Below are 12268 nucleotides of genomic sequence, written 5' to 3'. Positions count from 1 at the left end.
TTATTATTTATTATCCGGGTAAAAACTATAACCTAATTCCTGGCTGATATGCGTCATCACAGGTATGAACCCAGGGGAATAGGGATACTCGAACCAACAATTGTACAGGGTAAAAATTTCTGGAGAGTCTGTGTTGTTTTGTTGAAGCCGGTAACCCAGTCCGGGTGCAACAGAAAATATAAAGCGACTATTTCCCCTATCGCGACCCGCTTTATATTCCCCCTGGCTGAACTGGTATTCTTTCCCGGTGGTAAAACTCTGCATATAGCCTAATCCAACCTGTGCTTTCAGGTTGAACCCGGAATGGAATCCATAGTCATAGCCCAATGCAGTATGGATATATATACCCTTAAACAAATGACGGTGAAATATATACCCGATACTGATGGTCTGGTATAAGCGGGATAAGTTATGCCGGGAATAATTGCCTTCCGTACCCAGTTGCACGCCTGGATGAACAGGCCTTGTGAACAGTTTTGTGAAGGGTATGGCGGTCGCTTCGTTTTGAAGGGTAACGGTAATGGGCGGCTGTGCATTCAAATAAATTGGTGCAGCTCCCAAAATGCAAATAAAGACGAATTTGCGAATGATGCTTACTGGCATGGACCCTGTTTTAAAGTTGTAAAATAAGGGCGGCCAGGGCCTGGTCCCGGCATACTTCAGTCGGTCATTTTCCCAAACAGGCAATAAATAGGTTGAAGCGGACAGGTACAAATTGCCCAACCGGACTTAGCTCGCTTTCAACCATTCCAGGAATAATCCGGTTTTTGCTTTGGCGACAAATACCGGGTCTGCTGGTGAAGGGAATAACTGAATAGACAATTTCCTGGTGGCTGTATTTTCAAATCCCTTAATGGCCTGGCGGCTGGCAATAATTTGGCGGTTTAGCTGGAAGAAATCCCGCTGCTGCAGGTCGGCCATAATTTTATCCAGGGAAGCATTGTAGAGATATTTTTCATTTTTTAGCGTAACCAGGAATGTGGTTTTGTTCATAACCATAAAGTAAGCTATCTCATGTGCACCAACCATAACAGACGTTGCACCAGAAGTTACTAAAAAGTCCCGCCTTCCTTTCTTCGTATCGGATTTATTCCCAGTGGAAGATTGATATTTTGCAAAGGTAGTAAGGATAGTTGCGTTGTATTTCCGGAAGTACAAAAATGAATAGGTGAAATTGAGCAGGAGTAAAACCAGTGCAAACAAAGGCAATTCAAGGTAGAATACGGAACTGCCTTTAAGTGGTATCCTGAGGAACAATACGAGGTACAGTAATTCAATGGTGAGGGCAATAAAAAGAGGACATAAAAATGAATAGATAAACAGCCATTTTACCCGAGCAGCGATTGATGTATACCAGTCGAATTTCCGGTCTGCCTGTAAATATATTATCCTCAAATAGTATCCGGTCAGGTAGGTGACCAGGAAGGCCAGGAGTAAATCTGAGTAATAACTTGGCGTTTTGAGTAATACGGCCAGGCTGTTATCATTTCCAACATGCACCACAATTAAAGGGACTATGGGGAGGATCCACCAAAAAATCCACCGGTCATTAACCTGGCGATGGTCATTGGTGTTTGAATAAAGTAGTCCCTCCATTTCTTTCATCTTTATGGTGTCTTGCTATTGATCAAAATTAAGCTTGTTTCTTGCTTCTAACTATCTTCCAGGACCCTTCATATATACTCCATCCTTAAACCACGGATCCCCGGTAAATATTTTCCCTCCCCGGACAGTTTTAACCGTCTTTCATCCTGTGCCAGGCATTTTGGACTTAAGAAAATCGTAGGTTATGGGACAAAAGTTTAAAGAACGTTATCCATAACAAAACGGTTTTACCATGAAAAAAGTTGGCATTATTGGCGGGTCAGGTTTTATTGGAAGTTATAATACTAAAAAATTCCTTGGCGAAGGATATGCAGTGAAAGTATCTACAACAGATCTTTCCAAAATGGAGAAATATGAACATTTGCTCCAATTGCCAAATGCCCAACACCTGGAGATCGTGCAACTTGATGTTGAAGACAAAATAGCACTAGTCCAGTTTTTGAAGGATTGTTCTATCGTTATTCATGGCGGCACACCTTTCCAGCTTGATGTTAAGGACCCCAAAGCTGAATTATTCGACCCTACAATCAAGGGCACTGAAAACTTCCTGGAAGCTGTTCAACAAACACCAGGAATAGAAAAAGTAGTCATCATCGCGTCGGTTGCTGGTTATAATACTAATTTCCCCCTTTTGCCCGGAAACAAAACCCGGGACCAGCAATTCAATGAAGACGATGAACCTTTTATGAGTGAAGAAAGCCACCCCTATGGACAGGCAAAATTCTTAGCCAACCAGGCTGTTAAAAAATATATAGGGGATCATCCTAAGCTGGATTTTGAAATTACCACCGTTTCCCCTGTATTTGTTGTAGGGAAGGCAATATCAACAAGGCAGGACTCAACATCTATGGGTATGCAATACCTGTTTAAAAATAAAATTGCCCCGAATCCTTTTGTTCAGATGTTATATGAAAATGATACAGAATTTGCCATGGTAGATGTAGCCGACGTAGCTGAATGTATTTATAAAGCGGCTACGACAAAGGGCCTTAATGGGAAGAATTATTTATTGTCGAGCGAAACTTACAGGGTGTCTGATATTCATTTAATGCTGAATAACCAGGCACCTAAGCACAAGCCAGAAATATTTTATAGCAATAACCTTGCAAAAAAGGAACTGGGTGTGGTATTTAATCCCGCAATCATTCCATTAAATCAATTTTCGGCATAACAATTATAATCAAAAAAAAATGATCACAGTAATTTTAACCCACGAGGTAAAAGATTTTTCTGACTGGAAGAAAGTGTATGATGCTGATGAAGAAAACCGTGTAATAGCGGGGCTCCACATTTCAAGTATGTACCGGTCAGTTGACAATCCAAATATGATAACCCTGGTTGGTGAAGCCCCAGGCATGGATGCGGTAAAAGGTTTCATGTCAAACCCCGATTTAAAAGTAGCGATGGAAAAAGGCGGTGTAATAGGAATGCCTGAGGTTAAGCTTTTAAACAAGGTCTGATTGCTTACAAATAGGCAACATGCTAAAGTAAATATTCAAATCGCTTTTTATGGGTATGCTTAGGGCGAGTATAACGTAACAATTAACATTTAAAATCAATTTCATGGAAAATAATATGCCGCCAAAAATAATACTCAGCCAAATGATTTTTGGCTTTGTGGTTTCGAAAGCTATTTACGTTGCAACAAAGCTGGATATAGCTGATTTGATCGCAGCTAACGGTCCCATGAATTGCGCCGAACTTGCAGTTAAAACAGGTGCCCACGAGGAATCCCTATTCCGGCTTATGCGCGCATTAGCCAGTGCAGGAATTTTTGCTGCAGATCCAAACGGCAAGTTTTCACTGACACCAATGGCAGAATGCCTCAGGGAAGATAGTCCCGATACCGTGAAGGCCATGTCCCTGGGATGTGGGAATGTATGGTTTAAAGCTTACGATGAGTTGCCATATGCTGTTCAAACCGGTGATGGCGGATTCGAAAAGGCGATAGGCATGAAGGTTTTTGAATACCTGGGCAGGAACCCAGCCGAGGCAAAGATTTTTGATCGCATGATGACGGATATCCATGGGGGTGAGACCGCGCCCATGGTAGATGCCTATGATTTTTCACATTTCAAAACCTTGGCAGACATAGGTGGAGGAAATGGCGAAGTGATTAGCAGCGTCCTGCATAAAAACAAGGGTCAAAAAGGCATATTATTTGACCTGCCCCATGTAATAGACCGGGCAAGGGCTAATATAACCGCAAGTGGTTTAGGCGACCGCTGCCAGTTGGCTTCGGGCAACTTTTTTGAGCAGGTTGTTGAAGGTGGCGATGGGTATATAATGCGGCATATCCTCCACGACTGGAGTGATGAAGACGCCGTTAAAATCCTTACTAATTGCAGGAAAGCCATGAATCCCGGTGGAAAGGTATTGGTTGTTGAAGCGGTTATCCAGGACGGTAATGAACCGAGTCCTTTTAAATTGCTTGACCTTACCATGCTGATGGTCGGTGGCAAGGAGCGGACCCGCATCCAGTTCGAGAATATATTTGCGAAAGCCGGTTTGAAAGTGGATCGCATAGTTCCTTTCATGCACGACCTTAGTGTTGTGGAAGGCAGTGCACTGTAGCCGCCAGTTAAAAGGCCAGTGCGGCAATATACATTTTCATCTAATTTCCTTATATTTAAGAGGCACTAATTCAATATTGCCCCTTATGGCTGCATATGAAATTGAGATTATTTTAAACCGCCAACTGGCCGATTGCCTTTCTATACCAGTCTTTATCACGGACACGATAGGCAACCTTATTTACTATAATGATCCTGCAGAAAAAATCTTTGGAACCAATTTTGAAGATACCGGTGAAATGCCCGTTGAAACCTGGTCCACGATCTTCAAACCGCTGGATGAGTTTAGAGCACCTATGCCACCTGAGCAGCTGCCGCTTGTAAAGACATTGAATGACCAACAGCCCCACCACAAAATATTCTGGATTGAAAGCATGAAAGGGTTAGCTGAAAAAATAGCCGTAACATCATATCCGATTATAGGGAGGGCTGGTAAATTTTTAGGCGCTGTTGCCATTTTCTGGGAAACAAATGAAATATGAAAATCTCATTGAAGGGGGTTCGCGGCTCTATTCCCACCTCGGGCACCGATACTTCATATTATGGTGGTAACACTTCCTGCACGGTAGTGTCTGAAAATGATTGGTACCTTGTTCTTGATGGCGGCTCAGGTATGCAAAAAGTTACCCTGCCTTCAAGCATTAAAAGGGTTGATATATTATTGACCCATTTGCATTTTGACCATATACAGGGACTTGGTTTTTTCAGTCCGCTTTTTAATCAGGATATGGAAGTCCACATCTGGGGCCCGGCAAGTGCCACGCAAAGCCTTCACGCCCGGATTAGCCGATATCTTTCACCGCCTTTATTCCCGGTACTGCTCCGCGAACTGCCCTGCACACTAATCCTGCACGATATTGACAACAGTGTTTTTGAAATAGGCCCCTTTACCATTGAATCCCGCTTTGTTATTCATCCGGGCCCAACGGTTGGGTACCGCATTACCGGGCAACATTCGGTATTAGCGTACATTCCCGACCATGAACCTGCCCTGGGATTAACAGGATTACTAACAGATACAAAATGGATATCAGGATTTGACCTTGTTGCAAATGCCGACCTTTTGATGCACGATGCACAGTATACCGCCCGGGAATACACTAATAAAATCGGATGGGGCCATTCCAGTATGGAAGACGCTATCAGGTTTGCTTCCCTGGCAGCAGTCAAACACCTGGTGTTAACCCATCATGATCCCTTGCACAATGATAAATTGCTGAGTGAAATATTTTCAGAGCTACAAAAAGAGGTAAGCTACCCATTCCCCTTTGAACTGGCAATTGAGGGAAGAGAAATTGAATTGCCATAAAGGATTTGAACTTCTTTTTGGTATTTTTAATTTTAACTAACAGCAATACACCGAATGTCCCAACCCGTTAACTACCTTAAGCCTGATGTACCAGGTTCTTTGCCATGGCATAAAGTAAAAACCGTAATCGCTACAAATGAATCCTTAAAAGGTTATGGTTGCCTGGTGCCTAAAGATGATTACGAAAAGTTCCCGGTTGAAATAGTACAGTGGCCAAAAACAGGTGGCCGGCCTATTGATGCAGATACCGGCAACCAGGCCGGTACCAAGCAGGGTATTTTTGATTTCTGGTGGGAGGGTGACGTGCTGTTTGGCCGGAATAACGCAGTTAAAGATGAATACCTGTTAGGGTGGAGTGTTAATCCGGATGAAGCCGACCAATATAAAGATTTGCAAACCGCTCCGGATAAAGTGCTGCTCTGGCATGCCAATTACCATCCAGATGGCGGCCAGCTTTTTTTCCCGATAACGGGTGCCCCTTTTGTAACGCCGCTTGCATTGCCAGGTGATGACATCAGTCCGGATAAATTCACCAACTTTTATTTCGATGGGAGCCATGGATTGTATATCCACCCTGGTATATGGCATGAAGGCATATTCCCGATCGCTACGAAGGCCAGTTTCTTTGATAAACAGGGTGCTGTGCATGGCCGGGTGAGTGTGAATTTCGCGCAGGAGTTTGGTGTACTTTTAGAAGTGCCGTTTAATGCGTTTTAAACCCATGCCGACAATCCTGAAAGTCACATTACTGCTGGTCCTGCAGATGCTCCTGCTTTTTCCGGCAATTGCACAGCAAACTGCTTTGCTGCCAGATACTGCAGCCAATGCACCCATCAGCAAGAATAAACCAAAGAAAGAAGGGCAGTTTCCCTGGAAGGGCCTGATCATACCGACTATAATGGTGGGTTATGGATTTGCGGCAGTGAGCTCACAGGCCCTTCAGGATTTTAACCAGCACATCCAGGACCAGGTCTGGACCAACAACCCGCACGACCAGATCCACCTTGATGATTACCTGCGATTCGTGCCGGCTGTTGCTGTTTATGGTTTGAATATTGCGGGTGTAAAGGGTAAGAATAATTTCCGCGACCGGACAATGATATTAGCTATGTCCAGTATTCTCATGGGTGGTACCACCTACACCCTGAAACACACCATCCAGGAACCATTACCTCCAGAACCACACGATATGGGCTATAATTCATTCCCTTCCGGTCACACTGCCGAAGCCTTCATGTCTGCGGAATTCCTTAGGGAAGAATATGCCGGCAAATCGGCCTGGTATGGCGTAGCCGGTTATGCATGTGCGATAGCAACGGGCTACCTGCGACTGTACAATAACCAGCACTGGTTCAGCGATGTAGTAGCAGGCGCCGGAATAGGAATCGGTTCGGTGAAACTAAGCTACTGGCTTTACCCCAAAATCCGCCGGGCCCTTTTCAAAGACAAGCCTGTGGGCACCCTCATTTTGCCGACATACCAGAATAATACATTCGGCCTTTGCCTGGTGAAGAAACTGTGAAGTAAGAAGGAAATATAGGAAGAGGTGTTGGTAACTATTCCCCCGTCTCCGGACAGTTTTAAACCGGTTTCGTCCTGTACCATGAATTCAGGTGATTCCTAAATCGTAGTTTATTGATCAATTGTATAAACATCCCATATGGAATTGGTCAAAAAAGCCAGGATTCAATCGATCGATTTATTACGGGGTATCATCATGGTCATCATGGCATTGGACCATTGCAGGGAATATTTCCATGCTTCAGCTGGAATACAGGATCCGCTTGACCTGGCAACAACAACGCCAACCCTGTTTTTTACGCGCTGGATTACCCACCTCTGCGCACCCATTTTTGTTTTCCTGTCTGGCGTATCTGCCTGGCTGCAAAGCGGCCGGAAAACCACAAGGGAACTGAGCAGTTTTTTAATCACCCGTGGACTATGGCTAATCTTCGTTGACCTTTTCTTTATCACTTTTGCTACAACAGCCAATTTGTATTTCAGCACATTTGTTATCCAAACGCTTTGGGCTATTGGTATCAGCATGGCGGTACTAGGGCTGATGATCTGGTTGCCTTATTACGCCATCCTGGCAACCGGATTGCTGATTGTGGTGGGGCATAATGCCCTTGATATAGCGGAACTAAACCATTCGGGCAGCTTTCCGGCCTGGTGGATGTTATTACACAAACATGGTAACGTGCCTTTATGGGAGGGCCATAACCTACTGGTATTTTATCCTTTTCTTCCCTGGACCGGTTTAATGCTGCTGGGGTATTGTGCAGGAAGAATATTTACTAACTATGAAGGGAAGCAGCGCAGGAACATATTGCTCAGTATAGGTTTGAATTTGCTGCTATTTTTTGCAGCGGTCCGCTTTACAAATATATATGGGGATCCATTGCATTGGTCAGTTCAAAAAGATGGATTATATACTTTTCTGTCTTTTATGAATGTGCAAAAATACCCACCTTCTTTAATGTATATGGCGGCCACCATCGGCATTGGCTTTATTTTCCTTGCCCTGGTAAAAAATGCCGGAAGCGGGCTTTCAAAAATATTCATCGTATATGGCAGGGTGCCGATGTTTTATTACGTCGTTCATTTTTACCTGTTAAGTATAATCAACACCACCCTCTTTTTTGTCAGGGGGCATTCTTTTGCAGAAGGCATGACAGGAATACCCGGAACACCCTGGAAGTTTTTAGTTGCCGGCGAAGGATTTAACCTGGCTATGGTGTATGTAATCTGGATTAGCCTGGTGACGGCCTTGTATCCTTTGTGCAGGTGGTATGACAAATACAAAAGCAGCCATCCGGAGAAAAAATGGCTGAGTTATTTATAATCACATAAAACAAACAGTATGACAAACGTAGAATTGATTAAACAAGGTTATGCCAATTTTGCAACAGGAAATGTTCCTGCAGTTTTGGCGGTATGGGATCCCGCTGTTGAATGGCGCGAATGCCAGGGCGTTTCTTTTATAAATGGTGATGGCGTTTTTATTGGTCACGACGCGATAGTCAACAATGTGTTCATGAAGATCGGGGAGCATATTGATGGATTTAATATTGCCATCACGGATATCTTTGGTGAAGGGGATAAAGTGGCTATGTACGGATACTATCTAGGAACGAATAAAGCCACTGGCAAGCCTTTCAAAGCCAATGCTGCCCATATCTGGACTTTGAAAAATGGTAAGGTGACCCATTTTTTCCAGGCTGTGGATACGGTAACAATGAATGGTTAAAGGTCGATGCTTTGTATTAACTATTGCGCCAAATCCCGCGTCATAGCCTAATCAGCAATTACTGCGGCCAGCAATGATGCCTGCCAGGCGATTATGCCAACGACTTTTTCTGGCGATGTTCGCTGTACTCCTTTTCTCATGTTTTTGGGGGCATAAAGAAAATTTTTATTTGATTAAGGGGTTCTATCAGCTATTAGGCCTGATTCCCATTGCCCGGAAAGAATTTGCCGAATAAAATAAAGGCCACGAGCCGCCAGCAGAGTATGTAGGGAAGGAAACGAAATGGTATATAAGGAAACTTCAGTAGATGGAATAATTATCAAATTTAAATAACTTTAAAGGAGGTGTTTAATATGTACCCCCCCTGATCGCTTTCGTACTTCTGGGGATGGTAATTGCAGGTGTTGAAATGATATTTTATTATTCACCAAAATACATGTTATGTCTACTGTACTATTTGAGCGGCTGGGGGGTACCTCCGGAATTTCAGCCATTGTTGAGGACGTCGTAGCGGCGCATATGAGTAACCCGGCTATCAGTGCCCGGTTTTTACCTCTTGGCGATCAGCCGGAAAGATTGGCAGAAATCAAGCAACACACAATTGATTTTTTTAGTGCCGGAAGCGGCGGGCCTGCAATCTACAGAGGCAGGGATATGCCGACTTCACATAAGGGTATGAATATCAGTCCGGCTGAATATATGCATGTCGTTGATGATATAATGACGGTATTGGATAATCATAAAGCAGATGAAGACACCAGGAAAGATGTGCTGGCCATCCTATGGTCATTAAAAGGCATGGTCATTGGGAAATAAATTATATGACTATACAAAGTAGTGCATATTCCAGCAAGGAACTGAGGTGGTTTTTCAGGGAAAGGCAACAAGCAATCGAAGACTGGTTCAATATCCATGACGCTGCACTGGACCAGCAAAAGGAACGGCATGATTTTTACCTGGACATGTTTCCATCAGATCATATTTCCTACAAATTACGTGAGGGTAAAACTGAAATTAAAATAAGGTCCGGAGGACCGAATACGGTTTTCAATTTTGGGAAATACAGCGGGTATGCAGAGAGTTGGTTAAAATGGAGCCTCAGTTTAAAAAACAACATTGGTTCACCGGAACAACTCTACGATCTTAACATGTCCAGGTTTATTGAAATTATCAAAAGAAGAAGTTTAGTGATGTTTGAAGTTTACCCTGATGCTGCTTTAAGTAGGATTCCCGCAGGAATCTTCCCGGCGGAGGGCTGCCAGGTGGAATATACAGCGTTGCAAATAAGCGGGGATTCCTGGTTTAGTTACTCTTTTGAAGCATTTGGCAGCGGGGAGCAAATTGACCGGAATTTCAACCTGGTAACTCACCATGTACTTTCCGAAATTGCCGGGGTGCAATTAACAGCTAAGAATTCTTATAGTTACCCGGCATTGCTTAAGTCATTTCATTGACTTTAAATTATGCTATTTCACCAACACAAACAGCATCAAACTATTAGCTGCGGCTATTGTTATCTGTTGTTGCCCACTCACCTTAAAAGACTTAGGATTGGAAAGGATTCTCCACCTGTTTGAAATTGTCATTTCGATTTCCCGCAAGCATTATAGCCGGGTAACATATGTTCGCTGCCGCCCATGGAATATTCACCAGGGTTATACGCGACTTCTTTTTTAAAATACAGAGAGCCTATTTCGCGAACAGATACATAAAACTAGCCGGCGCTTTTACTTTAATAAGGACAGAGCCAATTGGTGGCAGCCCATAGAACAGGAATGGGAAGCGTTTAAGTTTCCAAAAATGGTGGTTTATAAAAAAGAGGGTAAAGCCAGCGGAAAATTGATGATATAAGTTTCTGGTATTTTGAGACTTTAGCTTTATTGGGAAGGAGTTGTTAAAAGTAAAACTCCATTGGCAGACAGCTGAAAATTGACTAAATTCAGAGGCCGTTAAACTACTTCCATTTTCCGTTTCCCTGGTTACACTGTTTAGCATTCCTGCCAAAAAATTAAATGATCAGATTCTGGATAAAAAATAAACCAACGCAAAATGGAACAAAAAGGTATACCTCCAAATCCGGAAAGCATCATGCAAGTCGGTACCGGTTTCTGGGCTTCTAAAACACTTTTAGCGGCTATATATTTCCAGTTATTTACTAAATTAGCACAACAGGAATCAATGTCAGCAGCAGCCATAAAAACAATGCTGGATTTGAGGTGTACTGACCGGAATGTGTACGATTTCCTGGATGCTTTAACTGTATTAGGATTCCTTAACCGGGAAGGTATATTGGAATCGGCCATGTATTCAAATAGCAGCAACGCCGATTTTTTCCTTGATAAACAGAAGCCCGGTTACATTGGAGGTATCCTGGAAATGATGAATGACCGTTTGTACGGATTCTGGGGTAATCTTGAAGAAGGCTTGCTTACCGGACAGCCGCAAAATGAAATAAAAAATGGAAAGGATATGTTTGCCGAATTGTACAGCGACCCTAACAGGTTGCACCAGTTTGTGCATGCAATGAGCGGTATTCAAATGGGCAATTTTATGGCTTTTGCGCAAAAGTTTGATTTCTCACCCTATAAAACATTAACAGATGTAGGCGGATCAAGCGGTTTGCTCTCGGTAACGGTTGCCAAACACCAACCCCACATGAGTTGTATTAGTTTTGACCTTCCTTCTGTTGAGCCCATAGCTAAACATACGATCAGTCAGTTTCAAATGGGCGACCGGGTTCAAATAGTGTCGGCCGATTTTTTTTCCGCACCTTTACCTAAAGCCGATATCGTTGTAATGGGTAATATCCTGCATGACTGGGACGAAGAGACTAAACTGCTGCTGATGAAAAAAGCTTTTAATGCAATTCCGGAAGGTGGTGCGTTTGTAGCCATTGAAAGCATTATTGATGACGAAAGGAGAAAGAATGTTTTCGGTATGATGATGAGTTTGAATATGCTTATTGAAACTGGCAAAGGATTTGATTACACTTTTGCAGACTTTAATAAGTGGGCAAAAATTGTTGGCTTCAAAAAAACTGATCTTCTTCCGCTTGCCGGACCTTCAAGCGCAGCGATCGCCAATAAATAAAATTTTTCTTTAGAAATCCAGGAAAGCATTAAATACCATTATTTGATAATTTAAAACTGATACAATGGAAAACGAAGAAAATAAGCTGCCGGATAGACAGGAAGAAAATACCCCCCCGGAAAGCAAGACGGAACATAAAAAGCCAAAGAAAAGATCATCTGTTGAAGCCATGAACAGGGCGATGGAGAGTGCGGTTTCACACGTAAAAGCTATTTCAGGAAGGGGACTTGCCAATGAAGGCACTACTGTTTCATATGATGAAGAGCGCATCCCTTAATTAGGATGGCCCTTCTTTAAATAAAGAAAGTCTTGCATTTACAGCAGGAAAATCGGCTTCCCGGGCCGGACAGGGATTTTTTATTTCACACAATGCTTTTAATAAAACGAAACTTGCGGCAGATTTCTACTAACATGCAGTGAATGGTTAAAAGGTATAGGTAG

At 43.1% G+C, this 12268-nt stretch carries 15 protein-coding genes; 13 read left to right on the top strand and 2 right to left on the bottom strand.

The genetic code is table 11. The features are described from left to right. Positions 1–3 precede the first annotated feature (3 nt). Together LAQ65_RS20815 and LAQ65_RS20810 are read right to left on the bottom strand one after the other, a co-directional pair. On the bottom strand, positions 4–603 hold the full coding sequence (locus LAQ65_RS20815; protein ID WP_224118949.1) for a hypothetical protein: 600 nt from the start codon (positions 601–603) through the stop codon (positions 4–6). 126 nt (positions 604–729) lie between these two features. Further along, on the bottom strand, positions 730–1596 hold the full coding sequence (locus tag LAQ65_RS20810) for a LytTR family transcriptional regulator DNA-binding domain-containing protein (protein WP_224118948.1): 867 nt from the start codon (positions 1594–1596) through the stop codon (positions 730–732). A 241-nt stretch (positions 1597–1837) separates the two neighbouring features. Here LAQ65_RS20810 and LAQ65_RS20805 point away from each other — a divergent pair, with 241 nt between their 5' ends. The 13 genes from LAQ65_RS20805 (at position 1838) to LAQ65_RS20745 (ending at position 12104) form a co-directional block, all read left to right on the top strand. Then, entirely contained in the window at positions 1838–2776 is a 939-nt protein-coding gene (locus LAQ65_RS20805) for an NAD-dependent epimerase/dehydratase family protein (protein WP_224118947.1), read from the top strand. A gap of 19 nt (positions 2777–2795) precedes the next feature. Further along, a complete protein-coding gene (locus LAQ65_RS20800; RefSeq protein ID WP_224118946.1) occupies positions 2796–3065 on the top strand; it encodes a DUF3764 family protein in 270 nt (89 codons plus the stop codon). A gap of 103 nt (positions 3066–3168) precedes the next feature. Continuing rightward, entirely contained in the window at positions 3169–4179 is a 1011-nt protein-coding gene (locus LAQ65_RS20795) for an acetylserotonin O-methyltransferase (RefSeq protein ID WP_224118945.1), read from the top strand. A gap of 85 nt (positions 4180–4264) precedes the next feature. Continuing rightward, entirely contained in the window at positions 4265–4660 is a 396-nt protein-coding gene (locus LAQ65_RS20790) for a PAS domain-containing protein (protein ID WP_224118944.1), read from the top strand. Next, positions 4657–5487, top strand: coding sequence for an MBL fold metallo-hydrolase (locus tag LAQ65_RS20785; protein WP_224118943.1), 831 nt, complete (start codon positions 4657–4659; stop codon positions 5485–5487). Before LAQ65_RS20790 ends, LAQ65_RS20785 begins: the two co-directional genes overlap by 4 nt. Before the next feature lie 54 nt (positions 5488–5541). After that, positions 5542–6204: an ureidoglycolate lyase gene (locus LAQ65_RS20780; protein ID WP_224118942.1), complete on the top strand. Its 663-nt coding sequence runs from the start codon at positions 5542–5544 to the stop codon at positions 6202–6204. A gap of 4 nt (positions 6205–6208) precedes the next feature. After that, positions 6209–7009, top strand: coding sequence for a phosphatase PAP2 family protein (locus tag LAQ65_RS20775; RefSeq protein ID WP_224118941.1), 801 nt, complete (start codon positions 6209–6211; stop codon positions 7007–7009). 138 nt (positions 7010–7147) lie between these two features. Continuing rightward, the gene (locus tag LAQ65_RS20770) at positions 7148–8332 is read left to right on the top strand and encodes a DUF1624 domain-containing protein (RefSeq protein WP_224118940.1); all 1185 of its coding nucleotides are present in this window, start codon (positions 7148–7150) and stop codon (positions 8330–8332) included. Positions 8333–8350: 18 nt separating this feature from the next. Further along, positions 8351–8737 carry a nuclear transport factor 2 family protein gene (locus LAQ65_RS20765; RefSeq protein WP_224118939.1) on the top strand — a complete coding sequence of 129 codons (387 nt, stop codon included), beginning with the start codon at positions 8351–8353 and terminating at the stop codon, positions 8735–8737. A 441-nt stretch (positions 8738–9178) separates the two neighbouring features. After that, on the top strand, positions 9179–9553 hold the full coding sequence (locus LAQ65_RS20760; protein ID WP_224118938.1) for a group I truncated hemoglobin: 375 nt from the start codon (positions 9179–9181) through the stop codon (positions 9551–9553). 5 nt (positions 9554–9558) lie between these two features. Continuing rightward, the gene (locus LAQ65_RS20755) at positions 9559–10191 is read left to right on the top strand and encodes a hypothetical protein (protein WP_224118937.1); all 633 of its coding nucleotides are present in this window, start codon (positions 9559–9561) and stop codon (positions 10189–10191) included. Between the two features lie 595 nt (positions 10192–10786). Next, complete coding sequence (locus tag LAQ65_RS20750) at positions 10787–11827, top strand: acetylserotonin O-methyltransferase (protein ID WP_224118936.1); 1041 nt, start codon at positions 10787–10789, stop codon at positions 11825–11827. A 64-nt stretch (positions 11828–11891) separates the two neighbouring features. Beyond that, entirely contained in the window at positions 11892–12104 is a 213-nt protein-coding gene (locus LAQ65_RS20745; RefSeq protein ID WP_224118935.1) for a hypothetical protein, read from the top strand. Positions 12105–12268 lie beyond the last annotated feature (164 nt).

The organism is Flavihumibacter profundi (assembly GCF_020076305.1).
Taxonomy (GTDB): domain Bacteria; phylum Bacteroidota; class Bacteroidia; order Chitinophagales; family Chitinophagaceae; genus Flavihumibacter; species Flavihumibacter profundi.
The sequence above is the reverse complement of the archived record's forward strand: the minus strand, read 5'-3'. Positions and strand labels throughout refer to the sequence as shown.

Coding starts and splice junctions, on each gene's coding strand:
- LAQ65_RS20765 (WP_224118939.1), top strand. CDS start 8,351: ATGACAAACGTAGAATTGATTAAACAAGGTTATGCCAATTTTGCAACA.
- LAQ65_RS20790 (WP_224118944.1), top strand. CDS start 4,265: ATGGCTGCATATGAAATTGAGATTATTTTAAACCGCCAACTGGCCGAT.
- LAQ65_RS20755 (WP_224118937.1), top strand. CDS start 9,559: ATGACTATACAAAGTAGTGCATATTCCAGCAAGGAACTGAGGTGGTTT.
- LAQ65_RS20785 (WP_224118943.1), top strand. CDS start 4,657: ATGAAAATCTCATTGAAGGGGGTTCGCGGCTCTATTCCCACCTCGGGC.
- LAQ65_RS20760 (WP_224118938.1), top strand. CDS start 9,179: ATGTCTACTGTACTATTTGAGCGGCTGGGGGGTACCTCCGGAATTTCA.
- LAQ65_RS20800 (WP_224118946.1), top strand. CDS start 2,796: ATGATCACAGTAATTTTAACCCACGAGGTAAAAGATTTTTCTGACTGG.
- LAQ65_RS20750 (WP_224118936.1), top strand. CDS start 10,787: ATGGAACAAAAAGGTATACCTCCAAATCCGGAAAGCATCATGCAAGTC.
- LAQ65_RS20745 (WP_224118935.1), top strand. CDS start 11,892: ATGGAAAACGAAGAAAATAAGCTGCCGGATAGACAGGAAGAAAATACC.
- LAQ65_RS20815 (WP_224118949.1), bottom strand. CDS start 603: ATGCCAGTAAGCATCATTCGCAAATTCGTCTTTATTTGCATTTTGGGA.
- LAQ65_RS20780 (WP_224118942.1), top strand. CDS start 5,542: ATGTCCCAACCCGTTAACTACCTTAAGCCTGATGTACCAGGTTCTTTG.
- LAQ65_RS20775 (WP_224118941.1), top strand. CDS start 6,209: ATGCCGACAATCCTGAAAGTCACATTACTGCTGGTCCTGCAGATGCTC.
- LAQ65_RS20805 (WP_224118947.1), top strand. CDS start 1,838: ATGAAAAAAGTTGGCATTATTGGCGGGTCAGGTTTTATTGGAAGTTAT.
- LAQ65_RS20795 (WP_224118945.1), top strand. CDS start 3,169: ATGGAAAATAATATGCCGCCAAAAATAATACTCAGCCAAATGATTTTT.
- LAQ65_RS20770 (WP_224118940.1), top strand. CDS start 7,148: ATGGAATTGGTCAAAAAAGCCAGGATTCAATCGATCGATTTATTACGG.
- LAQ65_RS20810 (WP_224118948.1), bottom strand. CDS start 1,596: ATGGAGGGACTACTTTATTCAAACACCAATGACCATCGCCAGGTTAAT.